23 protein-coding genes are annotated in these 24,777 nt (G+C 72.4%); 9 read left to right on the top strand and 14 right to left on the bottom strand.

Translation table 11 applies throughout. The features are described from left to right. Positions 1-32 precede the first annotated feature (32 nt). The 5 genes from ACZ69Q_RS32105 to ACZ69Q_RS32085 form a co-directional block, all read right to left on the bottom strand. Complete coding sequence (locus tag ACZ69Q_RS32105; RefSeq protein ID WP_471048603.1) at positions 33-2,273, bottom strand: serine/threonine-protein kinase; 2,241 nt, start codon at positions 2,271-2,273, stop codon at positions 33-35. 62 nt (positions 2,274-2,335) lie between these two features. Next, entirely contained in the window at positions 2,336-3,178 is an 843-nt protein-coding gene (locus ACZ69Q_RS32100) for an oxygenase MpaB family protein (protein WP_471048600.1), read from the bottom strand. 9 nt (positions 3,179-3,187) lie between these two features. Beyond that, the gene (locus ACZ69Q_RS32095) at positions 3,188-4,366 is read right to left on the bottom strand and encodes an acyl-CoA dehydrogenase family protein (RefSeq protein ID WP_471048598.1); all 1,179 of its coding nucleotides are present in this window, start codon (positions 4,364-4,366) and stop codon (positions 3,188-3,190) included. A 72-nt stretch (positions 4,367-4,438) separates the two neighbouring features. Next, positions 4,439-4,810, bottom strand: coding sequence for a four-helix bundle copper-binding protein (locus ACZ69Q_RS32090; RefSeq protein ID WP_471048596.1), 372 nt, complete (start codon positions 4,808-4,810; stop codon positions 4,439-4,441). Positions 4,811-4,867: 57 nt separating this feature from the next. Next, on the bottom strand, positions 4,868-5,209 hold the full coding sequence (locus ACZ69Q_RS32085; RefSeq protein WP_471048595.1) for a hypothetical protein: 342 nt from the start codon (positions 5,207-5,209) through the stop codon (positions 4,868-4,870). 136 nt (positions 5,210-5,345) lie between these two features. Between ACZ69Q_RS32085 and ppk2 the strand changes: the two genes are divergently transcribed. Then, entirely contained in the window at positions 5,346-6,149 is an 804-nt protein-coding gene (ppk2, locus tag ACZ69Q_RS32080) for a polyphosphate kinase 2 (protein WP_471048593.1), read from the top strand. Positions 6,150-6,166: 17 nt separating this feature from the next. Here ppk2 and ACZ69Q_RS32075 read toward each other — a convergent pair whose 3' ends face one another. From ACZ69Q_RS32075 to ACZ69Q_RS32060, 4 genes are all read right to left on the bottom strand, one after another. Then, entirely contained in the window at positions 6,167-7,051 is an 885-nt protein-coding gene (locus ACZ69Q_RS32075) for a universal stress protein (protein WP_471048591.1), read from the bottom strand. A 445-nt stretch (positions 7,052-7,496) separates the two neighbouring features. Beyond that, positions 7,497-9,866: a glycoside hydrolase family 65 protein gene (locus ACZ69Q_RS32070; RefSeq protein WP_471048936.1), complete on the bottom strand. Its 2,370-nt coding sequence runs from the start codon at positions 9,864-9,866 to the stop codon at positions 7,497-7,499. A 50-nt stretch (positions 9,867-9,916) separates the two neighbouring features. Beyond that, positions 9,917-10,711, bottom strand: coding sequence for an HAD family hydrolase (locus tag ACZ69Q_RS32065; protein WP_471048588.1), 795 nt, complete (start codon positions 10,709-10,711; stop codon positions 9,917-9,919). A gap of 365 nt (positions 10,712-11,076) precedes the next feature. Then, complete coding sequence (locus tag ACZ69Q_RS32060) at positions 11,077-11,931, bottom strand: LysR family transcriptional regulator (RefSeq protein WP_471048585.1); 855 nt, start codon at positions 11,929-11,931, stop codon at positions 11,077-11,079. A 68-nt stretch (positions 11,932-11,999) separates the two neighbouring features. Here ACZ69Q_RS32060 and ACZ69Q_RS32055 point away from each other — a divergent pair, with 68 nt between their 5' ends. From ACZ69Q_RS32055 to ACZ69Q_RS32040, 4 genes are all read left to right on the top strand, one after another. Next, a complete protein-coding gene (locus ACZ69Q_RS32055) occupies positions 12,000-12,893 on the top strand; it encodes an EamA family transporter (protein WP_471048582.1) in 894 nt (297 codons plus the stop codon). A 398-nt stretch (positions 12,894-13,291) separates the two neighbouring features. Then, entirely contained in the window at positions 13,292-14,284 is a 993-nt protein-coding gene (gene dhaK, locus ACZ69Q_RS32050; protein WP_471048579.1) for a dihydroxyacetone kinase subunit DhaK, read from the top strand. 61 nt (positions 14,285-14,345) lie between these two features. Further along, on the top strand, positions 14,346-14,945 hold the full coding sequence (gene dhaL / locus ACZ69Q_RS32045; RefSeq protein WP_471048576.1) for a dihydroxyacetone kinase subunit DhaL: 600 nt from the start codon (positions 14,346-14,348) through the stop codon (positions 14,943-14,945). Then, positions 14,938-15,357, top strand: coding sequence for a PTS-dependent dihydroxyacetone kinase phosphotransferase subunit DhaM (locus ACZ69Q_RS32040; RefSeq protein WP_471048573.1), 420 nt, complete (start codon positions 14,938-14,940; stop codon positions 15,355-15,357). Before dhaL ends, ACZ69Q_RS32040 begins: the two co-directional genes overlap by 8 nt. 140 nt (positions 15,358-15,497) lie before the next feature. Here the strand turns inward: ACZ69Q_RS32040 and ACZ69Q_RS32035 are convergent, their stop codons facing one another. Beyond that, entirely contained in the window at positions 15,498-16,160 is a 663-nt protein-coding gene (locus ACZ69Q_RS32035) for a TetR/AcrR family transcriptional regulator (protein ID WP_471048571.1), read from the bottom strand. A 147-nt stretch (positions 16,161-16,307) separates the two neighbouring features. Between ACZ69Q_RS32035 and ACZ69Q_RS32030 the strand changes: the two genes are divergently transcribed. After that, a complete protein-coding gene (locus tag ACZ69Q_RS32030) occupies positions 16,308-17,069 on the top strand; it encodes an SDR family NAD(P)-dependent oxidoreductase (RefSeq protein WP_471048568.1) in 762 nt (253 codons plus the stop codon). A gap of 103 nt (positions 17,070-17,172) precedes the next feature. Here ACZ69Q_RS32030 and ACZ69Q_RS32025 read toward each other — a convergent pair whose 3' ends face one another. Further along, entirely contained in the window at positions 17,173-17,868 is a 696-nt protein-coding gene (locus tag ACZ69Q_RS32025) for a glycoside hydrolase family 75 protein (protein ID WP_471048565.1), read from the bottom strand. A 445-nt stretch (positions 17,869-18,313) separates the two neighbouring features. Between ACZ69Q_RS32025 and ACZ69Q_RS32020 the strand changes: the two genes are divergently transcribed. Together ACZ69Q_RS32020 and ACZ69Q_RS32015 are read left to right on the top strand one after the other, a co-directional pair. Beyond that, positions 18,314-19,297, top strand: coding sequence for a fibronectin type III domain-containing protein (locus tag ACZ69Q_RS32020; RefSeq protein WP_471048562.1), 984 nt, complete (start codon positions 18,314-18,316; stop codon positions 19,295-19,297). Between the two features lie 236 nt (positions 19,298-19,533). After that, entirely contained in the window at positions 19,534-20,073 is a 540-nt protein-coding gene (locus ACZ69Q_RS32015) for a hypothetical protein (RefSeq protein WP_471048560.1), read from the top strand. 41 nt (positions 20,074-20,114) lie between these two features. Here ACZ69Q_RS32015 and ACZ69Q_RS32010 read toward each other — a convergent pair whose 3' ends face one another. Further along, entirely contained in the window at positions 20,115-20,666 is a 552-nt protein-coding gene (locus ACZ69Q_RS32010; protein ID WP_471048557.1) for a PadR family transcriptional regulator, read from the bottom strand. A 52-nt stretch (positions 20,667-20,718) separates the two neighbouring features. Further along, a complete protein-coding gene (locus tag ACZ69Q_RS32005) occupies positions 20,719-22,734 on the bottom strand; it encodes an oxidoreductase (protein ID WP_471048555.1) in 2,016 nt (671 codons plus the stop codon). Positions 22,735-23,024: 290 nt separating this feature from the next. Between ACZ69Q_RS32005 and ACZ69Q_RS32000 the strand changes: the two genes are divergently transcribed. Next, positions 23,025-24,185, top strand: coding sequence for a M20 family metallopeptidase (locus tag ACZ69Q_RS32000; RefSeq protein ID WP_471048554.1), 1,161 nt, complete (start codon positions 23,025-23,027; stop codon positions 24,183-24,185). A gap of 25 nt (positions 24,186-24,210) precedes the next feature. On the opposite strand, the gene ACZ69Q_RS31995 is transcribed toward ACZ69Q_RS32000, so the two are convergent. Continuing rightward, positions 24,211-24,591: a hypothetical protein gene (locus ACZ69Q_RS31995; protein WP_471048551.1), complete on the bottom strand. Its 381-nt coding sequence runs from the start codon at positions 24,589-24,591 to the stop codon at positions 24,211-24,213. Between the last annotated feature and the right edge of the window lie 186 nt (positions 24,592-24,777).

Genomic DNA, 24,777 nt, shown 5'->3' with positions numbered 1-24,777 from the left:
TCTAGGTCGGCCAGAGGGGGGACGCACGGGAGTCACGCACCTCCCGTCGCCCGCTGCTGCCGCAGCACCGCCACCCTCCGGTACAGCTCGACCGCCTCCGCGCCCCGTCCGAGCTGTTCGAGGCAGTGGGCCTCGTCGTTGCGGCTGGCGAGGGTGTCGGGGTGGTCGGCGCCCAGGACGCGTTCACGGGCGGCGGCCACCCTGCGGTACTCGGTGAGCGCGTCCGGCCAGCGGCCCAGCCAGCCCAGGCCCACGGCGACCTCGCGACGGCTGACCAGGGTGTCCGGGTGGTCGGGGCCCAGCACCCGTTCCCGGATCGCGCACACGTCACGGGACTCGGCGAGGGCCTCCTCCCAGTGCCCGAGCCGGCCGAGGTTGACGCCGAGACCGTGGCGGGCACGCAGGGTCTCGGGGTGGGCGGGGCCGTGCACGCGGGTGCGGTCGTCGACGAGGTCGCGGTAGAGCCGGAGCGCCTCCGCGCTGCGCCCGAGGCGGCCGAGGCTGATGCCGACCTCGTAGCGGGCGGCGAGGGTGTCGGGGTGGTCGGGGCCGAGGGCCTGGGCGCGGGCCTCGGCGACCTCCCGGTAGGTCTGGAGGGCCTCCGCCCAGCGCCCCAACTGGCCGAGCGCGTAGGCGACCTCGTAGCGGGTGACCAGGGTGTCGGGGTGGTGCGCGCCGAGCATGCGGGCGCGCGCGGCGGCGACCTCGTCGGCCATACGGTACGAGTCCTCGAGGCGGCCGAGTCTGCTGAGGCTGAAGGCGAGGTTGTGGCGGCAGCGCAGGGTGTCGGGGTGATCGGCGCCCATGGTCCGCTCACGGGCCGCCAGCACCGACGTGTAGACCTGGTGCGCGTCGAAGTGGCGGCCCAACTGGCCCAGCACGTACGCCATTTCCTGCCGGGCGGCGAGTGTCTCGGGGTGGTCCGGGCCGAGGGCGAGGCTGCGGGCGCGGGCGACGTGCTTGTACTCGCGCAGGGCGTCGGCGGCGCGGCCGGTGCGGCTGAGGGTGAAGGCGACCTCGTAGCGGCTGGCGAGGGTGTCGGGATGGTCGGGGCCGAGGAGGTGTTCGCGCTCGGCGGCGACGGCCCGGTGCACCTCGCCCGCCTCGGCCCAGCGGCCCAGCCGGCCGAGGCTGAGCCCGGCGTTGTGCCGCCCGGCGAGCGCGGTCAGCGTCGCGGTGGACGGGGCGGGCTGCGCCTCGGGTACGGCGGTCTCCGCGGGCCTGCCGGAGGTGGGCCGCGGGATCCACTCGCCGGTGAGTCCGGCTCCGGCGTCCGGGGGTGTGGTGCGCAGTCCGGCGCCGGTGGCCTTGTGGCCGGTGGTCATGCCGCGGGTCCAGGACGGCAGCCGGGGCTCGCGGGCCGCGGGCTCCGGGGGCCTGAGGGCGGGCTGCGGGGTGACCACGGTCGGCACGTACGCGGGTGTCGTACGGCCCAGACCGATCCGGCGGCCCAGCTCCCGCCCGTCGTGCGGGCGTTCCTCGGGGCGTTTGGCCAGCAGGTCGAGGATGACCTTCTCGAAGTACTCGGGCAGCTCGGCGCGGTGGCTGCGCGGCGGCCGGGGCGGGGTGTCACGGTGGCCGACGAGGATCGCCCACGGGTCGTCGAGGTCGAACGGCGGCACACCGGTGGCGATCTCGTACAGCACGCACCCCAGCGAGTACAAGTCGCTGCGCTGGTCCACCTCCTCGCCGCCGATCTGTTCCGGCGACATGTAGTGCGGGGTGCCCATGGCGATGCCGGTGCCGGTCAGCCGGGAGGTGAAGCCGATGTCGTGGGCGAGGCGCGCTATGCCGAAGTCGCAGATCTTCACTGTGCCGTCGGCGAGCCGCATGATGTTCGCCGGCTTCAGATCGCGGTGCACGATGCCCTGCTGGTGGGTGTAGGCGAGGGCGGCGGCGACCTGGTCGGCGATCTCGACGACGTCCGGGACGGGCAGCGGATGTTGCCTGTTGTCCTCCAGGAGCTGGCTGAGGTTGCGGCCCTGAAGCAGCTCCATCACCAGGAACAGTATGCCGTCGGACTCGCCGAAGTCGTGGACGACGGTGACGCCGCGGTGCTGGAGGGCGGCGGCCACCCGGGCCTCGCGGCGAAACCGCTCCCGCAGCACACGGGTGAAGGACTGGTCGTGGTGGGGTCCGAGCGGCTTGAGGCACTTCACGGCGACATGCCGGCCCAGCGACTCGTCGCGCGCACGCCACACCTCGCCCATACCCCCGCGCCCGATCGGATCGAGCAGCCGGTACCGGCCCTGGATCAGCCTGCTGTCCCCCATCTACCGCGCTCGCCCCCCGTGATGTTCCGCCCGCCCTCCCCCGGCTCGTCCAGTATGGCGAGCTATCGTCCGAGTTTGTACGGTGCCGGGCGGGAGCCGGGACCGAGCCGTGCCATGGCCCGGACAATGTGTTTGGGCGGGAGTTGCCAGCGCAGACGTGCGGGAATACAGCGCAGCAGGGTGCCCGTGGCGCGCAACTGACGGGTGACGGTGGCGGGTTCCGGGGCGGGTCTGCCGTACAGCTCGTGGGCGTACGGCGGCAGGGCGGCGTATGCCAGTTGCGCCACGCGCCGCCACAGCACCTCGCGCGCCGGGACGAGCAGGGGGTGCGTCGGCGGGCGGAGCAGGAAGTCGTCCACCGTGCGCGCCTCGGGTCCGCACGCCAGCTCGGGGCGCACCTTCTCGAAGTACGCCGCCATCTGGGCCCGGTTCGCCGGTACGGCGTCGGGGTCGAGGCCCACCAGGCGTGCGCCGGCCCGCTGTTCGGATATGTACCGGTCGGCCTCCGCGTCGGTGAGGCGGAAGCCGGAGCGGCGCCCGACCTGGAGGTAGGAGTCGATCTCGGCGCAGTGCACCCACAGCAGCAGTTCGGGCTCGTCGACGCCGTAGCGCTCCCCCGTGTCCGGGTCGGTGGCGCCCAGCATGCTGTGGATCTTCCGCACGCGGGCGCCGGCCTTCTCGGCGGCCTCGGTGGTGCCGTACGTGATCGTCCCGACGAAGTCGGCGGTGCGCAGCAGCCGGCCCCAGGCGTCGTTTCGGAAGTCGGAGTTCTGCGTGACGCCGCGTACCGCGCGCGGGTGCAGGGCCTGGAGATACAGCGCGCGGATTCCGGCGACCCACATCATGGGGTCGCCGTGCATCTGCCAGGTCACCGAGTTCGGGGTGAACAGCCCGGGATCGCCCATGCCCGCAGGCTAACGCCGGACCCGCGGCATCCCCAGACCGATCCACGAGATGATCTCCCGCTGGATCTCGTTGTTGCCGCCGCCGAAGGTGAAGATCACGGCCGAGCGGTAGCCGCGCTCCAGCTCACCGTGCAGCACCGCGCCCGCCGAGCCCTCCTTGAGCGCCCCCGGTGCGGCGACGATCTCCATCAGCCAGGCGTAGGCGTCGCGGCGCGCCTCGGAGCCGTAGACCTTGACGGCGGAGGCGTCCTGCGGGGTGAGCGTGCCCTCCTGGACTGCGCTCACCATCTGCCAGTTGAGGAGCTTGAGGGCGTCGAGCTTCGCGTGGGTCTGGGCGAGGCGGCGCCGCACCCAGGGCAGGTCGACCACCCGGCGGCCGTCGGCGAGTTTGGTCTCCATCGCCCAGCGCTGGACGTCGTGCAGGGCGCGGATGGCCATGGTGCCGTGCGCGGCGAGGGTGACGCGCTCGTGGTTGAGCTGGTTGGTGATCAGGCGCCAGCCCTGGTTCTCGGCTCCGACGCGGCGGGAGACGGGGACGCGGATGTTCTCGTAGTAGCTGGCGGTGGTGTCGTGCGAGGCGAGGGTGTTGATGAGGGTGCAGGAGTAGCCGGGGTCGGTGGTGGGGACGAGGAGCATGGTGATGCCCTTGTGGGGCGGGGCGTCCGGGTCGGTTCGGGTCGCCAGCCAGACCCAGTCGGCCGTGTCGCCGTTGGTGGTCCAGATCTTCTGGCCGTTGACGACGTATTCGTCGCCGTCGCGTACCGCGCGCGTCTTCAGGGACGCCAGGTCGGTGCCCGCCTCGGGCTCGCTGTAGCCGATCGCGAAGTCGATCTCGCCGGCGAGGATCTTCGGCAGGAAGTACGACTTCTGCTCGTCCGTGCCGTACTGCATGATCGTCGGACCGACGGTGTTGAGCGCCATCAGGGGCAGCGGTACGCCTGCCTGGGCTGCCTCGTCGAAGAAGATGAACTGTTCGATGGTGGTCAGGCCGCGTCCGCCGTACTCCTTGGGCCAGCCCACGCCGAGCCAGCCGTCCCCGCCGAGCCGGCGGATCGTGCGGCGGTAGTGGCGTTTCTGCGCTGCCGGGTCGGTGAAGCGGGTCTGTGCGAGGTCCGGCACCAGTTCGGCGAAGTAGTCGCGCAGTTCGCTGCGCAGCCGCTGCTGCTCGGGCGTGTATTCCAGGTGCACGGCGCCTCCAGGCTCCCCAAGGGCGGTCCTGACGGCGCACACCGTAGAACGTGTTCCAGAAATTGGGAACGGTCAGGCGAGGGTCCCCATGAACTCGGTACAAGCCCGCGCGCACCTGCGGCACTCCTCGGCCGTCTCCTCACCGCCGGGAAACGCGTCGAAAGCGTGCGCGCACTCGACGCACACCGAACGGCACCACTCCAGTTGGGCGCGGATCGCGGCCTCGTCGAGGAGGTTCTGCTCGGACAGCACCTGGCAGGTCACGTCGCAGACCTCCGCGCACATGATGCCCTTGCGCCGCAGGACTTCCATCTCCCCGGTCCCGTCCGGATCCACCAGACTCGCGCGCAGGGCACAGGCCCGCGCGCAGTCGGTACAGGCCTGGGCACAGGTGAAGCGGTCCTCCAGGAACTGGACGAGCTGTTGCTGGGATGTCGTCGTCACCCGGGTCGGGTAGCCGGAGGGGGTGGGGCCAAACCCCGGTTCTGCAGGGCCTTCGCCTCAGCCGCCCTGCGCGAATCTCCGCGCAAGGTCGCGATGGTGCTCCGCCACCCGGCCCGCCTGCGCACCCGTGAGGGCGGCGCCCGGCATCGCGCCCAGCCGCTCGATCTGCTCGGCGAGGCGGACGTGCTGGTCGTGGCCGTGCTCGCGGCAGGTCAGGCAGGTGACACTCTCCGGCCGTGCGGAGGTCATCACGTACGGCACCCGCAGCCCACAGCCGGTGGTGGCCGTCTCCGGCAGGTCACCGACCAGGCCGAACGTGCCGGCCAGCAGGTTGCGCACACGGGCGTCGTACTGGGACACACGTCGGTCGACGTGGATGTGTGGATCGGCACCGTCCATGGACCCATCCTGCCCGGCCGCCGGTCCTCCGCCCATGCGGGGTCGTGATCAGGCGTCCGGGGTGCGCCACGCATCAACGGTCAGTACGGTGCTGTTCGATGCAGTTCGGATGTTCGAGCGCGGCGCGGGAGGCGGCATGAGCGGCGACAAAGTGGAGAAGCTGCCCCGCAAGCAGTACGAGAAGGAACTGCTCCGCCTGCAGACCGAGTTGGTGAAGCTTCAGGAGTGGGTCCGCGCGGCGGGTGCCCGGTTGGTCGTGATCTTCGAGGGGCGGGACGCGGCGGGCAAGGGCGGCACCATCAAGCGCGCCACGGAACACCTCAACCCACGCGTCGCCCGGATCGCGGCCCTGCCCAAGCCGACCGAGCGCGAGCGCAGCCAGTGGTACTTCCAGCGGTACGTCGAGCACCTGCCGGCCGCCGGGGAGATCGTGCTGTTCGACCGCAGTTGGTACAACCGGGCGGGCGTCGAGCACGTCATGGGGTTCTGCACCAGGGAGGAGTACCAGCTCTTCCTGCGTCAGTGCCCCCTCTTCGAGCGAATGCTGGTGGAGGACGGGATCCTGCTGCGCAAGTACTGGTTCTCGGTCAGCGACGAGGAGCAGCAGGAGCGCTTCCGGCGCCGCCTCGAGGACCCCCTGCGCCGCTGGAAACTGTCCCCGATGGACCTCCAGTCCATCACCCACTGGGAGGACTACTCGCGGGCCAAGGACGAGATGCTGGTGCACACCGACGTCATCGAGGCGCCCTGGTACGTGGTCGAGAGCGACGACAAGCGCCGGGCGCGCCTGAACATGATCGCCCATCTGTTGGGCTCCGTGCCGTACCAGGACGTGCCCCCGCCGGTCCTGGAGCTGCCCGAACGGCCGGAGTCGACCGGCTACCGCCGACCGCCGCGCGAGCTGCAGAACTACGTCCCCGACCACGCGGCGAGCCTGTGATGCTCACCCGCTGAGCCTCAGGTCTCCTCGGTCCGCACCACGGCGACCGGGCACTCGGCGTGGTGGAGCACCGCCTGGCTGACCGAGCCCAGGAGCAGCCCCGCGAAGCCGCCCCGCCCGCGCGCCCCGACCACCACGATCCCGGCGTCCGCGCTGGCCTCGATGAGCGAGTGCCGCACCCGTCCGCGCACCAGCCTGCGGACCACCGCGACATCGGGATACCGGTCGCGCAGCCCGCCCAGCGCCTCGGCGAGCACCCGCTCCTCCTCGTCGCGCAGCCGGTCCTCGTCGTACGTCACGAAGGGCGGGTCTGCGGGAGCACCGTAGGCACGCTCGTTCCGTACGCTCCAGGCGTGCAGCGCCTCCAGCCGCACGCCGTGCAGGGAGGCGTGGGAGAAGGCGAACTCGACCGCCCCGCGCGCGGCGGGCGAGCCGTCGACGGCCAGGAGGACGGGTCCGGCCGGGTTGGGCCTGCGGCGCACCACCAGCACGGGGCAGGCGGCGTAGGCGGCCATGTGTCCGGCGGTGGAACCGAGCATCAGCGCACCGAACCGGCTCAGGCCGCGGCTGCCGACTACGGCCAGGGACGCGGTGCGCGACTCGATCTCCAGCACCGTGATCGGTTCCCCGACGACGACCTCGCGGGAGATCTCGAGGCCGGGTCCCGTCTCATGTGCCCGCTGCTCCGCCTTGGTGAGCGTGCCGTCGATCAGCTCGCGCAGTCCGGCGGCGCTGCTGGGTTCCCAGGGCCGTCCGCCGGGCGGGATGTGCGCTGCGGGCCGGCCGAAGGCGTGCACCAGCCGCAGCCCTACGCCCCGCAGCCCGGCCTCGAATGCCGCGACCTCCACGGCCGCCATGCTCGACGGCGAGCCGTCCACCCCTACGACAACCGGGCCGATCATCGCGTTCCCCTTTCCGGGCCGGATCCGCGGGCACCGGACGGCCGCTGCGGGCCGGGGGCGGCGGACGCCGCACGATCGCTCCGCGCCGGGATCCACAGGCGCCGTACGGCCGCTCCGCACGGAGCCGGCCGATTCTGGTCGCGGCTGCCCGGTCGACCGATTCTGTTCTCGGCTGCCGGGCCGGTCGATTCTGGTCGCAGTCTGCCGGGCCGTCCAATTCTGGTCGCGGTCGCCGTGCCGGCCCGGCGACCGCTGTCCTCCCAGCCTCCCTCCACCGACCGCATTACGCACCGGCCCGGACCGACCGACCCGGGCCGTACCGCCCGGACGGGACCGGCCGAGGCCGCCCGCACCGGCCCGGCCCGGCGCACCCGGACCACGCGGCACACCTGGACCACTCGGCCCGCCCGGCCCCCGGCCGGCCCGCTCGCGCCGCCCCACCCCCTCAGTCCGGCAGCACCAGCCGCCCCTTCTCCCCCGGCTGGAGGGACACCTCGCGGTCCGGGAGGCGTACGTCGATCGGTGAGGGGTCGGAGGACGGGACCTCGATCTCCAGCAGTCCGCGCTCCAGGCGCAGCCGTACGCCCCAGTTGTGCTGGTAGCGCAGGGCGAACCCGTAGGTGGACAGCTCGGGCATCGGCACGGGGTCGACCCACAGCGCGCCACCCCGGGTCTCCAGGCCGGTCAGGCCGCGCTGCACGAGGTCGAGGGTGCCGGCCATGGCACCCAGGTGGATGCCCTCGCCGGTGGTGCCGCCCTGGACGTCGGCGATGTCGCCCTGGAGCGCCTCCTGCACGAACTGCCACGCCTCGCTGCGCCGGCACCGGGCCAGCACCCAGCCGTGGACGAGGCCGCTGAGCGTGGAGCCGTGGCTCGTGCGGTGCATGTAGTAGTCGACGGTGCGCCGCCACATGTCCTCATCCAGCCGGAGGCCCAACCGGTGGAACAGGCCCCCCAGTTCGGACGGCGCGAAGAGGTAGCCGAGCATCAGTACGTCGGCCTGTTTGGAGGCCTTGTAGCGGTTGACGGTGTCGCCCTCCGCCTCCAGGATCCGGTCCAGCCGCCGGATGTCGCCGTACCGGCCGCGGTAGCCGTGCCAGTCGAGCTCGGACAGCTCGCCGTAGCCCTCGAACTGGCTGATGACGTCGTCGTGGAAGGGGACGTGCAGCGTGTGCGACACGTCCTCCCACAGTTCGAGTTCGCCGGCGCTCAGACCGGTGCGTTCGGCGAGTTCGCGCCGGCGGGGCTCGGGCAGGGTGTCCAGCAGTTCCAGGGTGCGGGCGAGCACCCAGGTCGCCGTGACGTTGGTGTAGGCGTTGTCGTCGAGGCCGGGGCCGTCGGCGTCGGGGTAGGCCTCGTGGTACTCGTCGGGGCCGACGACGCCCTTGATGCGGTAGCGGCCCAGGGTGTCGTCGTGGACGGCCTTGTCCGCCCAGAAGCGGGCGATCTGCAACAGCATTTCGGCACCCTTGGTGTGCCGGAACTCCATGTCGCCGCTCGCCTCGCAGTACTGCCACACGTTGTAGGCGATCGCCGAGCCGACATGGTGCTGGAGGTGGGAGTGGTCGGGCAGCCAGCGTCCCGAGCGCGGGTTCAGATGGAGCTGCTGGGTCTCCTCACGCCCGTCGCTGCCGCTCTGCCAGGGGTACATCGCACCCTTACGGCCGGCTGCCGCGGCGGTGGTGCGGGCTTGTTCCAGGCGACGGTGGCGGTAGCGGAGCAGCGCGCGGGAGACCTCCGGGAAGTGCAGGTTGAGGTAGGGCAGCACGAACAGCTCGTCCCAGAAGACATGGCCGCGGTACGCCTCGCCGTGCAGTCCCCGGGCGGGCACGCCGACGTCGAGGTCGGCGGTGTGCGGGGAGAGGGTCTGAAGGACGTGGAAGAGGTGCAGCCGCAGGATGCGGCCAGACTCGCCGGGTACGTCGAGTTCGGCACGGCGCCAGAGCTGGTCCCAGGCGGCGCGATGTGTCTTTGCGAGCACGTCGAAGCCCGGGGACCGGCCCACCCGGTCGACGGCGGCGTGCAGCGGGTCGCTGATCGCCGGGTCGCGGGAGGTGTGCAGGGCTACGGTCTTGTCGACGGTGACGGTGCGGCCGGGATCCAGTTCGAGCGTCAACTGCTGGATGACGTACGGCAGTTCATGCCGGACCAGGGCCGGTTCGTCGGCGGTGAGGCGGGCCGCGAGGCCGATCCGGACGTCGGAGGTGCGGGTGCGGCAGCGCAGCCAGACCGTGTCCGGGGCGGAGGTGCCGGTGTGGATGTGGGTCAGATGGCGGCCGTCGAGGTCCCGGTAGCGGGCCACGCCGGAGTTGGTCACCCCGCCGTCCAGGGCGGCCTCCACCTCCAGCCGGCCGGAGAACCCCTCGGCCGTGAACTCGGTACGGAGGGCGGCCACATGGGGGTCGGCCATATGTACGAGGCGCTGCTGACGTACGGTCAACACACGGTCGTCGCCGAGGTCGTAGCGTGTGCGACGCTCCAGCAGCCCTTCGGCCAGGTGCAGCATCTGTCGGTGTTCGAGGACACGCGCGGTGTCGGGGTCGATCCAAGGCCCCTCGGGGATGCGGAAGCGCAGGGGCAGCCAGTTCGGGACGTTGACCATGTCCTCGTTCTCCACCTGGCGGCCCGAGACATCCGAGGTGAGCCGGTTGTAGATGCCGGCCACATAGGTCCCCGGGTAGTGGACCTTGTCGGCGGCGCACTCGGGAAGCGCGCCCCGGGTGGCGAAGTAGCCGTTGCCGAGCGTGCACAGCGACTCGCGGAGGCGCTCGTCGGCGGGTGTGTAGCCGGCGTACTCCCAGCTCCAGCCGTCCACTTCGGCTTCCGTGCCGAGGCCCATCTCCCCGGCCTCCCTGCCCGGCTCCGTCACTTCGGCTCCCCTCCCGCACAGAGTTCTCCGAGGTCGCGCACGACGATGTCGGCGCCGTGCCGCGCCAGCCGCGCCCCTGTGTCGGCACCGGCCGCCCGGTCCACGCCGATCACCAGGGCGAATCCGCCGCGCCGGCCGGCCTCCACGCCTGCCAGGGCGTCCTCGACGACGGCGGCCCGGTCGGCGGCCACGCCGAGCCGGCGCACCGCCTCCAGAAACAGGTCGGGCTGCGGCTTGCCCGCGAGTCCCAGCCGGGCCGCCTCCCCGCCGTCCACCAGGGCGTCGAACAGATCGAGCACACCGGCCCGGCTCAGCAGCTCGCCGGCGTGCCGGGAGGCGGAGGCGGCGGCGCGGGGCACTCCTGCCGCACGCAGTGCCTTCACCAGCCGTACGGTGCCCGGGTAGGCGTCGACGCCCTGTTCGCGCAGCCGCGCGGTGAAGAGGCGCTCCTTGGCCTCGGCGACGGTCCGCACCGTCTCGTCCGACGTCTCGATGCCGCGTGCGGCGAGGAAGGCGGCGGCTCCGTCGAGGCGGGACCTGCCGTCCACGTGGCGCAGATAGTCGTCGCGTACGTCGAAGGGGTGGCGCCGGTCGGGGTCCTCGGGCGGATGGGCGCGCAGGTAGTCGTCGAAGGCGACCTTCCAAGCGGCGGCGTGCACCTTCGCGGAGTCGGTGATCACCCCGTCGGTGTCGAAGACGACGGCGCGCACATCGCGCAGGGCGGGCGCGAGCGGGGTCGCCGAGCGGTCGGGGTCGACCCCGGATCCGCCGGGGCCGGAGGGCCGCCGCATGGTCACGACCGCTGGGGCGGGACGGGGCGCGGGCGGCGCACGGGGCGCCGTCGCGCGGCTGCGGCATCCGGGGGATGTCCGGCCGGGTCGGCACCATGGAACGCGAGGCGCACGGCCTCCCCACCTCCACTCGACGGTTCACCCGCGCCCGGCGGGATCCGCTCATGGGTACCCGCGATGCCCGTGTTGTCACCCCCGCGACGCCTGAAGCTGCGAACGGGCCTGGCGTACCCGGCGCCGGCATGGTGTGCTGGAGGCGACGGGAAGGACCCAGAGCGGCGCGGGGAAGCGGTTGACGGCCGCGCACCGCGCAATCAGGATCCGCGAGAAGTGGATAGGGCCCTTCCCGCCCCCCTGTCTTCGTGTCAGTCGCCCCGGTACAGGGCCGTCAGCAACTCGATCGCCGCCTGCGCGGCGGGATGCGGGTCGTCGCGCCACCAGGCGAGGCGTACGGCAATGGGTTCGGCGTCCCGGACCGGCCGGTAGACGACGCCGGGGCGCGGGTACTGGTGGGCGGTCGCTTCGGCGGTCATGCTGATGCAGCGGCCGGTGGAGATCACCGTGAGCCAGTCGTCGACGTCCTGCGTCTCCTCGATCGCCGGACGCGCGTCGGACGGCCACAGGTCGGTGGTCGTGGTGCCGGTACGGCGGTCGACGAGGAGCGTGCGCCCGCTGAGGTCGGCCAGGCGGACCGAGCGGCGCCGGGCCAGCGGGTCGTCGGCGGCCACCGCGCACAGCCGCCGCTCCAGCCCCACGATGGCGGAGTCGAACCGCCGGTCGTCCACCGCCCTGCGCACGACCGACAGGTCGCAGGCGCCCTCCGCAAGTCCGGCGGTGGGCGAGTTGGCACGTACGAGCTGAAGGCCGGTTGCGGGGTGGGCGGCGGCCCAACGGCGCTGGAAGGCCGGGGTGTGCCGGCCGAGCGCCGCCCAGGCGTAGCCCATCCGCAGCCGGGCGTGCCCGGAGGTCGCCTCCCGGACCAGGTCGTCCACCTCGCCGAGCACCCGGCGGGCGTGCGCCAGGACGCGCAGTCCGGTCCCGGTCGGGGTCACCTCGCGGGAGGTGCGCCGCAGCAGCCGGACGCCCAGGGCACGTTCGAGGGAGGCCAGCGAGCGGGAGACGGCGGCCTGAGAGACCCCCAGGGCGATCGCGGCGTCGGTGAAGGTGCCCTCGTCGACGATCGCGACGAGACAGCGCAACTGCCTCAGCTCCACATCCATGACTCAAGCGTATAGATCTCGCAGCGAACGCATTTTGCGCAAAGATGGAGCGACCGCACGATCGGCGTATGCGCACCCGCCCCGCACCCGCGCCTACCCGCGCGACACCGCCGGCCGCCTCCGAACCGGACGGGGGACGTCTGGCCGGCGTGGCCACGATGGTCGGCAGTGGTCTGTCCAACCAGACCGGCGCCGCCATCGGCTCCCTCGCCTTCCCCGTGCTCGGCCCTGTCGGCGTCGTCGCCGTTCGCCAGTACGTCGCCGCCTTCGCCCTGATCGCCGTCAGCAGGCCGCGGCTGCGTTCCTTCACGTGGGGTCAGTGGTGGCCGGTGCTGCTGCTGGCCGTGGTGTTCGGCACCATGAATCTCTCCCTGTACTCGGCCATCGAGCGCGTCGGTCTGGGCCTGGCGGTGACGCTGGAGTTTCTCGGCCCGCTCACCATCGCGCTGGCGTCCTCGCGCCGCCGCGTGGACGTGTGCTGCGCGGTGATCGCCGCGGCCGGTGTCGTCACTCTGATGCGCCCGCAGCCCTCGACCGACTACCTCGGCATGGCCCTGGGCCTGCTGGCGGCCGCCTGCTGGGCCTCGTACATCCTGCTCAACCGCACGGTCGGCCGACGTGTCCCCGGAGCGCAGGGCGCGGCGGCCGCGGCCGGCATCTCGGCCGTGATGTTCCTTCCGATCGGCATCGCCGTGGCCGTCCGGCATCCGCCCACGGCCGGCGCCATCGCCTGCGCGATCACCGCCGGGGTCCTGTCCTCGGCCGTGCCGTATCTCGCGGACCTCTTCACCCTGCGGCACGTGCCGCCGCGGGCGTTCGGCCTGTTCATGAGCGTCAATCCGGTCCTCGCGGCCGTCGTCGGCCGGGTCGGCCTCGGTCAGGGCCTGGGCGGACCGGAATGGGCGGGCATCGGCGCCATCGTCGCCGCCAACTCGCTGAGCATCGTGACGTCGCGGAGTTGAGAGTGCTCCGCGGCGCGGTCGGCCGCAGAGGCCGCGCCGGATCACGGGCATGCTGATCAGCGTGCTGTGGTGCACGGCCCCAGGAGCGAGGGCAGGCGCCGCCCCGGACCCGTGGCCGCCCACGGCGGACCCTTCCCGCATGCCGCAACCGCGCGGCCGTGCACGTGACCTTCGTAGCCGTAAGCGCGATACTTCGGACAACAGGGCTCCGGCGACGACATCCACGACCACAGACACCCGACGTCCCACCGCCACGGCGGCCATCGATCCGGCATCCTCCCGCCGGAACCCTCCCCGACCGCTCGGGACCGCCCAGCTCGACAACCGGCTCCACCCGCTGCGACCTCGGCAGACGCAGGTCGGACGGGCTCGCCGTTCATATCACCAGGAGGCACGCCATGAAGATGCTGATCAACGTCGCGGAGACCGTGGTCGCCGACGCGCTGCGCGGGATGGCCGCCGCTCATCCCGAGCTGGTCGTCGATGTGGACAACCGGGTGATCGTTCGGCGGGACGCCCCCGTGGAGGGCAAGGTCGCGCTCATCTCCGGCGGCGGGTCGGGGCACGAGCCGCTGCACGGTGGCTTCGTGGGTGCGGGGATGCTGTCGGCGGCGTGTCCGGGCGAGGTGTTCACATCGCCGGTGCCCGACCAGATGGCGCGGGCCGCGGCCGCCGTGGACAGCGGGGCCGGCGTGCTGTTCATCGTCAAGAACTACACGGGTGACGTCCTCAACTTCGACATGGCCGCCGAGCTCGCCGAGGACGAGGGCATCCAGGTCGCGAAGGTGCTCGTCAACGACGACGTGGCAGTGACCGACAGCCTCTACACGGCCGGGCGGCGCGGCACGGGCGCGACGCTGTTCGTGGAGAAGATCGCCGGCGCCGCGGCGGACGAGGGGCAGCCGCTGGAGCGCGTGGAGGCGATCGGCCGCCAGGTCAACGAGAACTCCCGCAGCTTCGGAGTCGCCCTCAGCGCCTGCACGACGCCCGCCAAGGGCAGCCCCACCTTCGATCTGCCGCCCGGCGAGCTGGAGTTGGGCATCGGCATCCACGGCGAACCCGGCCGGGAGCGGCGGGCGATGATGACGTCGCGCGAGATCGCCGACTTCGCGGTGGGCGCCATCCTGGAGGACATGCCCCCGCGCAACCCCGTCCTCGTCCTCGTCAACGGCATGGGCGCAACACCGCTGTTGGAGCTGTACGGCTTCAACGCCGAGGTCCAGCGGGTGCTGGCCGAGCGCGGTGTCGCCGTCGCCCGTACCCTGGTCGGCAACTACGTCACCTCGCTCGACATGGCCGGCGCCTCGGTCACGCTGTGCCAGGTCGACGAGGAGCTGCTGCGGCTGTGGGACGCGCCGGTGAAGACACCCGGGCTCCGATGGGGAATGTGATCCGGAGTCGGACGATCCGGCACTGAACTGCCTCAACACACCTGTCACGCAAGGAGATCCAGTGCTCGACGCCGCATTCTTCCGCCGTTGGATGACGGCCACCGCCGCCTCCGTCGACCGTGAGGCGGAACGGCTCACCGCTCTCGACTCGCCCATCGGGGACGCCGACCACGGCAGCAACCTCCAGCGCGGTTTCACCGCCGTCACCGCTGCGGTGGAGAAGGAGGACCCCCAGACGCCCGGCGCGGTTCTGACGCTCGCCGGCCGGCAGCTCATCTCGACGGTCGGTGGGGCATCCGGGCCGCTGTACGGCACGCTGCTGCGCCGAACCGGCAAGGCGCTCGGGGACGCCGGCGAGGTCAGTGAGGACCAGTTCGCCGAGGCGCTGCGGGTGGGGGTGGACGCGGTCATGACGCTCGGTGGCGCGGCGCCGGGCGACAAGACCATGATCGACGCTCTGGTGCCTGCCGTGGACGCGCTCGGCGACGGCTTCAACGCGGCGCGGGCCGCCGCCGATGAGGGCGCCCAGGCGACGACGCCGTTGCAGGCCCGCAAGGGGCGGGCGAGTTATCTCGGGGAGCGCAGCATCGGCCACCAGGATCCCGGTGCCACGTCCTCGGCACTGCTGATCGCGAGTCTCGTGGAGGCCGCCGGTGAGTGACGACAAGGGCGAGAAGCTGGTGGGCATCGTGCTGGTCTCGCACAGCGCGCAGGTGGCCGCCTCGGTGGCCGAGCTGGCCCGAGCACTCGCGGGCGGTGCCACGACGGTGCCACTCGCCCCGGCCGGCGGCACCGAGGGCGGTGAGTTCGGCACCAGCGCCGAACTGATCGCCGCGGCGGCGGCCTCCGTGGACCGCGGTGCCGGGGTCGCGGTCCTCACCGACCTGGGCAGTGCGGTCCTCACGGTGAAGGCGCTGCTCGCCGAGGGCGACGAACTCCCTGACAACACCCGCCTGGTGGACGCCCCGTTCGTCGAGGGCGCGGTGGCCGCGGTCGTCACGGCGTCCACCGGAGCCGACCTGGCGACCGTGGAGGCGGCGGCCGCGGAGGCGTACACGTACCGGAAGGTGTGAGGCAGGCCGCGCGAGGACGGGGCGGGGCGGTCATCGGCGGGCGCCGTCCGGGTCCCTCGGGCGGGTCGGTCAGTGGCCGGCGGCGCCCGGGGCCCCTCGGCCGGGGCGGTCATCGGCCGGTGCCGCCCGAGGCACCTCCCCTACACCACACCCTCCGCCGCAACACCCAGCGCCGATCGCAGAGTTGCCGCCAGTTCGGCCTCCGCCGTCTCGCGGTCGGGGTCGGTGTCGGCGGTGTGCCACGCGTAATGCTCGACCGCCGCGCGCAGGGCGGCATTGAAGATCGCCGCCTGGATCGTCGGACGCAGGTCGTCGGCGGGCAGACCGGCGCGTTCGGCGAGGGCGCGGGCGAAGGCCGGTTCGGCCTCGTCGTAGGTCTGGAGCCAGATCGCGCGCAGGCCGGGCTCGGTACGGGTGAGCCGTACCAGCGCGCCGACGGTTGCGCGGTCGGGGCCGGCCAGCACGTGCCTCTCGTCCGCGAGTTCCCGGTCGAAGAGCTCCGGCAGCGGCTGCTCCGGGCGCCAGCGCCGCAGACAGTCGGCGATCATGTCGATCCCGGCTGAGAACAGCGGACTCACGCAGCTCTCCTTGCTGGGGAAGTAGCGCCACACCGTCCGCGCCGAGACGCCGACCGCCGCTCCGATCTGCTCGCCCGTCGTCGCCGCCACGCCCTGTGTGACGAACAGGTCCACCGCGGCCCGCGCGATCTCCAGCCGGATCTCGGCCTTGCGCTCCTCGGTCAGGGGCGGCCGTCCCGTGGGTCGGCTCGTCGAGCGGCTCGTGTGCCCACGGGCTGCGGTCATGGTGTCCCTCCGGCCGGCGTTGATCGCTCTCCGGGAATTCTCCCCGACCGACACGGAGACTTTATGTCACTCAGAGACATTAAGTCGTAGGGTGTGGCGCTGGGCGCGTTGGACACCGCCCTTCGGACCCATGGACGGGAGAACCTCATGAACGGTGGACTGGACGGGCGCAGCGTGATCGTCACCGGAGCGGGCTCGGGCATCGGGCGCGCGGCAGCGCTGGCCTTCGCCGAGGAGGGCGCGCGGGTGGTGGCGGCGGACCTCAACGCCGAGGGCGCCGAGGAGGTCGTCAAGGAGATCGAGCAGGCCGGGGGCAGCGCGGTCGCGGTGGCCGGCGACCTGAGCGAGCAGGACGTCGTCGACCGGGTCGTCGAGACCGCCGTCGAACGCTTCGGCGGGGTGGACGTGCTGGTCAACAACGCCGGGATCATGGACCGCATGTCGGCGCTGGCGGACGTCAGCGACGCCGAGTGGGAGCGGGTCATCCGGGTCAACCTCACCGCCCCGTTCCTGCTCACCCGCGCGGTACTGCCGCACATGCTCCGGGGCGGCCGAGGAGTCGTCGTGAACACGGCGTCCGAGGCCGGCCTGCGCGGCAGCGCGGCCGGCGCGGCGTACACGGCGTCGAAGCACGGCGTGGTGGGGCTGACGAAGTCCCTTGCGGTGATGTACCGCAAGCAGGGCATCCGCGCGAACGCGATAGCACCCGGCGGCACTCAGACGGGCATCGTGGTGGACGCGGCGCAGGACGCGCACGGACCGGCGGCGCTCGGCCCGCACTTCGTCAACCTCGGCCGGCTGGCGCAGCCGCAGGAGCAGGCCGCCGCGATCGTGTTCCTGGCATCGGACGCGGCGAGCAACATCAACGGCGCGATCCTGCCGGTGGACGACGGCTGGTCGGCGGTCTGACACCACCTCACCGACCACGCACGAACGCCCTCACCCTACGCTCGCGGGCACCCTCACCCGCCGTGTGAGAGCCCGCTCACCGAGCCCGCGCGGCGTCGGCGCCTCACCCCCCGCCGACGAACTTCCTCGCCAGCCGCTCCCCCGCCGCAACGGCCGCCGCGGCGTCCTCGATCGGCGTCACCCGCGAGTCCTTGAAGACGATGTAGGTGACGCCGGAGGCCGTGCCGCCGCGTCGGGGGTCGGGCGGGATGCCCAGGGCCTTGGCGGTGGCGTACGAGGCCTCGCCGATGATGTCGCGCGGGCCGACGTCGCCGACGATCGCGTACTGCACCCGGTCGCCGTACACGACGGCCGCGACCGAGCCGCCGCGGATGCCATGGGCGCGGTAGTCCCAGATGTCGCCGGGCGTGGGCACGACGATGTACGGCAGGTGTTCGGCGCTCAGGTAGCGGCCGTCGGACTGCTGGAAGGCGGTGGCATCGGAGAAGTACGGGTCGGTGGCGCTGTTGCAGTGACCGGTGGACTGCCCGTCGCAGTCGATGTCCATGTCGGCCTTCCAGAACACGGCATCTCCCAGCCCGCACACCGGGATCGTCGCGGGCGTGCCGCTGTCGGCGCGATAGCGGCCCTGGGAGACGGCGGCACAGTCACGCACCTTGGCCAGCAGTTCAGTGGCACTCACGGCGGCATCGATGTGCGCTTCGGGCCCACCGTGGGGGTCGGGCGGATCGGGGGGCATTGTTGTGGGGGCGAGCAGTGCGGCCCCTGCCGCGGCCAGCGTCAGCGACTGGAATCGCACGATACGGGACCTCTCGCCGGGGACACTTGCACATACGTCGGACACTGCCGAACACCCAGCCCAATGTGGTGGCGTTCCGGTCATGCTGCCACCGCAGGGGTCCGTACGGCGCACACCCCGGCGACACGACGGCGATTCCCCACCTCTCCGCCAGGGGCCGGGGGCCCAGGCCCGCGATGGGCCCCGACCCCCCGGCCACCCGCGTCCGGCACCGGATCAGCGACGACAGCGGCCCGCGCCGGGGACGGCATGAACTCCCCATCCCTCATGGAGAGTTCAGCCGCGAGGAGCTTCAGCATACGTAACCCTCCGGGCGGGTCACCAACGACCTGTGGAACACGCACGGTTACGGGGTCACCGACGAACGCCCTCTTGATGTGGTCGCGTCAGCCGCGCCATATTGGTCCGGACCATTGCCGCGAGGCCGCCCCCGGGAGGCAGAGTCGTGCGACGCGTTCTCGTTCTCGTATCCGCCTTCTGCGCGGCGCTCGCGCTGCTCTCCTCCTGCGCCTGGGGCGGGGCCGACGGGGAGGGCGGCGGCCGGCTGCCCGGGGCGCCCACGGGCGTCACGGCCGCCGCGGGCAGCGCGACCAGCGTGCACGTCATGTGGAACGCGGTCGCCGCGGAGCGCGGCATCAAGGTCTACGAGGTGTATCGGGGCACTACGAAGGTCAAGGAAGTGCCCGGTTCCGAGCACATGGTGGATGTCACCATGCTCAAGCCGTCCACCGGTTACGCGTTCACCGTGCGGGCCCGTGACACGGACGGGCGTCTCGGGCCGCCGAGCAAGCCGGTCCGCGCGACGACCCCCAGGGCCGTGGCCGCCGACCGGTCGGCCCCGACCCGTCCGGGGAAGGCCGGTGGGCGCGCGGTCGGCAGTCGGGCGGTTCAGCTCTCCTGGTCACCGGCCACGGATGACCGGGACGTGGTGTCGTACGACATCTATCAGGGTGAGGCGAAGATCCACAGTGTGGGCGGCAACCAGACGGCGACCGTCGTCACCGGGCTGAGGCCGGGCACCCGCTACGCCTTCACGGTCCGGGCACGCGACGCCGCCGACAACCTCTCGCCGGCCACGGCGGCCGTTCGCATCACCACGCCGGGCACCGACGACGGGCGCGGCACCGCCCCGACCGGGTTCGAGGCCACGACGACCCATCACTCCGACGGGGCCTACTACCTCGACCTGAGATGGGTGCCGCCGCGCACCGACGGCGTCGTCACGGAATATCAGATCCAGCTCGACGGCCGTGCGGCGACCTCGCTCGTGTACGGCGGGAGCGCACCGCGCGAGCGCGCCACGTACAGCTTCTACCTGGGCCCGGAGCGCGGCGTGAGCCATCGGGTGCGGCTGCGGGGGAGGTTGCCGGACGGCACCTGGGGCGGCTTCTCGACGGAGCTGAGGGTGACGACCGGAGCTCGGAGCTGAGGGTGACGATCGTGACGACCGGAGCTCGGAGCTGAGGCCGACGACCGGCACGCGGCGCAGACCCGGCCGGCGTCCCCCGGAGTCCCCCGGATGCAGCAGCGCGTCACCTGTCCGGTGGACGCCCGCATGCGGCGGGGCCCCAGGGCGCGTTGGCTTCTCCTGAGGCAGCACGGGCGTTCCCGACCCTCGGCGGCGCAACCGACGTACCGCCGACCGTGCCGCCGGAGGGCTTTCCCATGCGCAACTCATCGCTCTTCCTCCGCTCGGGCCTTACCGTGGCAGCCGCCTCCGCACTTTCCCTCTTCATGGCCGCCGGCCCGGTCGACGCGGTCTCGGGGATCTCCGTGAGCACCACGGGATCCACGGTCTCCGTCACCACCAGTTCATGCACGAACGTCAACGGAAGCTGGGGCACCGCCTCGCTCCTCAACAGCCGCCAGGCGAACTTCTCGCAAGGCCGCCAGGTCTCCCTGTCGGGGACCAGCGCGCTTCAGTCGGCGGCTTGGTCGAACGTGGGTCCCGGCACCTACACCGTCATCGTCATCTGCTCGGACGGCACGACGGCGGGCACCCAGTCGGTCATCGTCTCGCCCAGCGTCAGGCCCACGATCTCGGCCACGGCCTCGCCGTCACGCGGTGTGATGGGCGGCGTGGGCGGCGGCAGCCAGGACTACGGCGCGCTGACGCTGGTGGGCGGCGGGGTCCTGGTGGGCACGGGCGTCGCGGTCGCGGCCTGGTACCTGCGCCGCAAGTCGTCGAAGCCGTACCGCCTCTGACTCCGCGAGCGAGAGCCCGGCCGGGCGCCGGACCCCTCGGCTCAGGCCGTCTCGTGCCCCGGCAGTTCGGCGAACTCGTCCAGGGCGCGCGTGAGCCACTGGATCCAGAAGGTCTCAAGGTCCAGGCCCGCACGCAGCACCAGGTGTCGCAGCCGGTCCTGCGAACTGTCCTTGTCGGGCGTGAAGTCGCGCCTCTCGATCTCCTCGTACTCGGCCAACTGCCGCTGGTGCAGGGCGAGATGGCGGCGCAGATCCGCTTCGATGCCCTCGGTCCCGACGACGGCCGCGGCACGCATGCGAAGCAGCAGCGTGTCGCGGTGCGGCCGTGGGTCCTGGGAGGCGGCGGTCCAGCGGGCCAGTTCGGCACGGCCCGCGGGCAGGACTTCGTAGCTCTTCTTCTGCCCACGGGCCGGCTGCTGCGACGGCAGGGTCCGGATGAACCCCTCGGCCTCCAGTTTTCCCAGCTCGCGATAGATCTGCTGGTGCGTCGCCGACCAGAAGTACCCGATCGACTTGTCGAACCGGCGGGTCAGCTCCAGCCCCGACGACGGCTTTTCGAGCAGGGCTGTGAGGATCGCGTACGGGAGGGACATGGAGTCATCCTAGGGACGTGCGGCTGCCGGCCCGCGACCGCGCTCGTTCGCCCTACAGGCTCGCCGCCAGCTCGGTGCCCTGCTTGATGGCCCGCTTGGCGTCCAGCTCGGCGGCCACGTCGGCGCCGCCGATGAGGTGCGCGCTGTGCCCGGCGGCGACCAGCGCCTCGTACAGGTCACGACGCGGCTCCTGGCCGGTGCACAGCACCACGGTGTCGACCGGCAGGACCGTGCTCTCCTCCCCGGCGGTGACATGCAGTCCGGCGTCGTCGATACGGTCGTAGCGCACGCCCGGGACCATGGTGACGCCCCGGTGCTTGAGCTCGGTGCGGTGGATCCAGCCGGTGGTCTTGCCGAGGCCCGCGCCGACCTTGGTGGTCTTGCGCTGGAGCAGGTACACGGTGCGCGGCGGCGCGGGGCGCTCCGGGGCGGCGAGGCCGCCGGGTCCCGTGTAGTCCATGTCGACGCCCCAGTGCCGGAAGTACGTGGCGGGGTCCTCGCTCGCCTTGTCGCCGCCGTCGGTGAGGAACTCGGCGACGTCGAAGCCGATGCCGCCCGCGCCGAGGACGGCCACGCGCCGGCCGACGGGGGCGCCGTCGCGCAGGACGTCCAGGTAACCCACCACGCTGGGGTGGTCGATGCCGGGGATGTCCGGGGTGCGCGGGGTGACGCCGGTGGCGACGACGACCTCGTCGTAGGCGGCGAGGTCACCGGCCGACACCCAGGTGTTGAGCCGTACGTCGACGCCCTGCCAGTCGAGCTGGTGGCGGAAGTAGCGCAGCGTCTCGTCGAACTCCTGCTTGCCGGGGACCTTGCGGGCGACGTTGAGCTGGCCGCCGATCTCGCCGGCGGCGTCGAACAGCGTGACGTCGTGGCCGCGTTCGGCGGCGCTGACGGCGCAGGCCATCCCGGCGGGCCCGGCACCCACGACCGCGACGCGCTTGCGCCGCCGGGTCGGGGAGAGCGTCAGCTCGGTCTCGTGGCAGGCGCGCGGGTTGACCAGGCAGGACGTGATCTTGCCGCTGAAGGTGTGGTCGAGGCAGGCCTGGTTGCAGCCGATGCAGGTGTTGATGGCCTCGGGACGGCCGGCCGCGGCCTTGGCGACGAAGTCGGCGTCGGCGAGCATCGGCCGGGCCATCGACACCATGTCCGCGCAGCCGTCGGCCAGCAACTCCTCGGCCAGCTCGGGGGTGTTGATGCGGTTGGTGGTGACGAGCGGGACCGACACCTCGCCCATCAGCCGCTTGGTGACCCAGGTGTAGGCGCCGCGGGGCACGGACGTGGCGATGGTCGGGATGCGCGCCTCGTGCCAGCCGATGCCGGTGTTGATGATCGTCGCGCCGGCGGCCTCGACGGCCTTCGCCAGCGTGATCACCTCGTCCAGCGTGGAGCCGCCCGGGACGAGGTCCAGCATGGACAGCCGGTAGACGATGATGAAGTCCTCGCCGACGGCCTCACGCACCCGGCGCACGATCTCGACCGGGAAGCGCATGCGGTTCTCGTACGAGCCGCCCCAGCGGTCGGTGCGGTGGTTGGTCTGGGTGGCGATGAACTCGTTGATGAGGTAGCCCTCGGAGCCCATGATCTCCACGCCGTCGTAGCCTGCCTGCCGGGCGAGGCGGGCGGCGCGGGCGTAGTCGTCGATGGTCCGCTCGACGTCGGCGTCGGTGAGCTCGCGCGGCGGGAAGGGGCTGATCGGCGCCTGGAGCGGGCTCGGGGCGACGAGGTCCTGGTGGTAGGCGTAGCGGCCGAAGTGCAGGATCTGCATGGCGATCCGGCCGCCCTCGCGGTGCACGGCCTCGGTGATGACCTTGTGCTGCTCGGCCTCCGCGTCGGTGGTGAGCTTGGCGCCGCCCTCGTAGGGCCGGCCCTCGTCGTTGGGGGCGATGCCGCCGGTGACGATCAGGCCCACTCCCCCGCGCGCCCGTTCCGCGTAGAAGGCGGCCATGCGCTCGAAGCCGCGCTCGGCCTCCTCCAGGCCGACGTGCATGGAGCCCATGAGGACGCGGTTGGGCAGCGTGGTGAAGCCCAGGTCCAGCGGGCTCAGCAGGTGCGGGTAACGGCTCATCGGGGCCCCTCCGTGCGCGGTGTCGTGCCTGACGTAGTTGTAGAGGACCGGGAAGCCTTTATGCAACTAGTTGCACAACCGGGGCGGGGTGACACCGGCCACTGACGCCTCTACCGAGTGGGCGGCTGCGGGTTGTGGGTGGTTGCTCGCGCAGTTCCCCGCGCCCCTTGAGGGCGTGCAGCGGACACACCTTCAGGGGCGCGGGGAACTGCGCGACCAGCCCCCACTCACCCGCAGCCGCCACACCTCCACGGCCCACCCCCGCATCCGCCTTCGGGCACAGTGGCCCCATGACCGCACACGCCGACGTCATCGCTCTCGCCCAGCGGCTCATCCGCTGCCCCAGTCGCGCCGGCATCGACGACTACGGCCCTGTCCTCGACGCCCTGGAGGACTGGCTCGCCGGGCGTGAGCTGCCGTATCGCCGCCTGCACGACGACGAAGGCGGCGTCGTCGGCCTGCTGATCGAGGTCACGGGCGGCCTGCCCGGCCCCTGGTGGACGCTGGACGCCTGCGTCGACACCGCGCCCTACGGGGACGAGGGTGCCTGGTCGTTCCCGCCGGACTGCGGCGACGTCGTCGACGGCTGGCTGCGCGGCAGGGGCGCCGCGGACTCCAAGCTCGCCGCCGCGATGTTCTGCGCCATCGCGGCGGAGCTGCACGGCCGGGCCGCGGACCTGCGCGGCGGGCTCGCGGTGCTGCTCGACGTGGACGAGCACACGGGCGGCTTCGGCGGCGCCCGCGCCTACCTCGCCGACCCGCAGGCGATCCGTCCGGCCGGGGTGATGATCGGCTACCCGGGACTCGACGAGGTCGTGGTGGGCGGGCGCGGCCTGTGGCGCGCCACGATCGCGGTGCACGCCGCCTCGGGCCACTCGGGCTCACGCGGCACGGCGCCGGGTGCCGTCTCCCGCGCGGCGCGTCTGGTGCGGCTCCTGGAGGAAGCCGGGCTACCGGGCGTGGAAGGCGGATTCCCGCTGCCGCCGAAGCTGACGGTGACGTTCTGCCACGGCGGCCAGGGCTTCTCGGTGGTGCCCGACCTGTGCGAGCTCGGCGTCGACATCCGCACGACGCCCGGCTTCGACGCCCGCGCCGCCGAACGCCTGGTCCGCGAGGCGGTGGGCGAGCTGGACGTGCGGGTGCCCGCCCCGCGCCCGACCGTGATCACGCCGGTGGCGTCCTGGCCGCCGTACCGACTGGCCGAGGGAGAGCAGCCCGCGGCGGCACTCCTGGACGCCGGGGCGCGGGAAGGACTGACGGTACGACCCAAGACGGCGGGTCCGTCGAACATCGGCAACCTGCTCGCGGGCGAGGGCATCCCGGCCACGGCGGGTTTCGGGGTGCGGTACGCGGGGCTGCACGGCGTGGACGAGCGGGCCTGTCTCGAGGACCTGCCCGCCGTCCACGCCGTCTACCGGCACGCCGTGCTCGGCCTGCTGGGCCCGTCCTGACCGAGCTCGCCCTTGCCGGACTCGGTCAGGAGGAGCCGGGGCGGCTCTCCAGCACCACGTGCAGCTCCCGCTCCTGGTCGCCCGAGGCGGAGGCCAGGTCGTGCACCGTGAACAGGGAGTCCAGCGTCGTACGGAGCCGTTCGATGGCCCAGTAGCCCCCCTGCGCGTCGGCCTCGACGGAGGCCGAGAGCCGGGCCGGCGCCGGGCACTCCTGCGCGTCCGTCACCTCGAACGTGCCGAGCCACACCATCGGGCGCGTCTCGTGGAGCTGCTGCGGCACGTCCTCGGGGCCCCGGTCGGACTCGAAGCACGTGCACAGCGCGTCGAACACGATCCGGGCGTCTTCCTTGCTGTATCCGCTGATCTCGACGGAGACGGGCTCCTCGTGCAGTCGTTCACGTTCCATCGTGATCGCTCCTCTCGTGGCCGCGTCGCGGTGCCACGGGTAGCCCGCGGAACCGGACCCCAACCCAAGAAAAGCACCACCCACGCCGGAGCACTACCGGCGGAGCCCACCGGTCCGGATCGTCGGAGCCCGTCCGTCCGGACCGCCGGAGCCCGTCCGTCCGGATCGTCGGAGCCCGTCCGTCCG

The sequence above is a fragment of the Streptomyces sp. NPDC036764 genome (assembly GCF_055609385.1).
This window is presented reverse-complemented; position numbering and strand designations above follow the sequence as displayed.

Bases quoted from the DNA above. Each gene is read 5' to 3' on its own strand.
- ppk2 (WP_471048593.1), top strand. From the start codon at position 5,346: ATGAGCGGCGACAAAGTGGAGAAGCTGCCCCGCAAGCAGTACGAGAAG.
- ACZ69Q_RS32060 (WP_471048585.1), bottom strand. From the start codon at position 11,931: ATGGATGTGGAGCTGAGGCAGTTGCGCTGTCTCGTCGCGATCGTCGAC.
- ACZ69Q_RS32015 (WP_471048560.1), top strand. From the start codon at position 19,534: ATGCGCAACTCATCGCTCTTCCTCCGCTCGGGCCTTACCGTGGCAGCC.
- ACZ69Q_RS32035 (WP_471048571.1), bottom strand. From the start codon at position 16,160: ATGACCGCAGCCCGTGGGCACACGAGCCGCTCGACGAGCCGACCCACG.
- ACZ69Q_RS31995 (WP_471048551.1), bottom strand. From the start codon at position 24,591: ATGGAACGTGAACGACTGCACGAGGAGCCCGTCTCCGTCGAGATCAGC.
- ACZ69Q_RS32105 (WP_471048603.1), bottom strand. From the start codon at position 2,273: ATGGGGGACAGCAGGCTGATCCAGGGCCGGTACCGGCTGCTCGATCCG.
- ACZ69Q_RS32075 (WP_471048591.1), bottom strand. From the start codon at position 7,051: ATGATCGGCCCGGTTGTCGTAGGGGTGGACGGCTCGCCGTCGAGCATG.
- ACZ69Q_RS32010 (WP_471048557.1), bottom strand. From the start codon at position 20,666: ATGTCCCTCCCGTACGCGATCCTCACAGCCCTGCTCGAAAAGCCGTCG.
- ACZ69Q_RS32030 (WP_471048568.1), top strand. From the start codon at position 16,308: ATGAACGGTGGACTGGACGGGCGCAGCGTGATCGTCACCGGAGCGGGC.
- ACZ69Q_RS32055 (WP_471048582.1), top strand. From the start codon at position 12,000: ATGCGCACCCGCCCCGCACCCGCGCCTACCCGCGCGACACCGCCGGCC.
- ACZ69Q_RS32100 (WP_471048600.1), bottom strand. From the start codon at position 3,178: ATGGGCGATCCCGGGCTGTTCACCCCGAACTCGGTGACCTGGCAGATG.
- dhaK (WP_471048579.1), top strand. From the start codon at position 13,292: ATGAAGATGCTGATCAACGTCGCGGAGACCGTGGTCGCCGACGCGCTG.
- ACZ69Q_RS32005 (WP_471048555.1), bottom strand. From the start codon at position 22,734: ATGAGCCGTTACCCGCACCTGCTGAGCCCGCTGGACCTGGGCTTCACC.
- ACZ69Q_RS32085 (WP_471048595.1), bottom strand. From the start codon at position 5,209: ATGGACGGTGCCGATCCACACATCCACGTCGACCGACGTGTGTCCCAG.
- ACZ69Q_RS32000 (WP_471048554.1), top strand. From the start codon at position 23,025: ATGACCGCACACGCCGACGTCATCGCTCTCGCCCAGCGGCTCATCCGC.
- ACZ69Q_RS32065 (WP_471048588.1), bottom strand. From the start codon at position 10,711: ATGCGGCGGCCCTCCGGCCCCGGCGGATCCGGGGTCGACCCCGACCGC.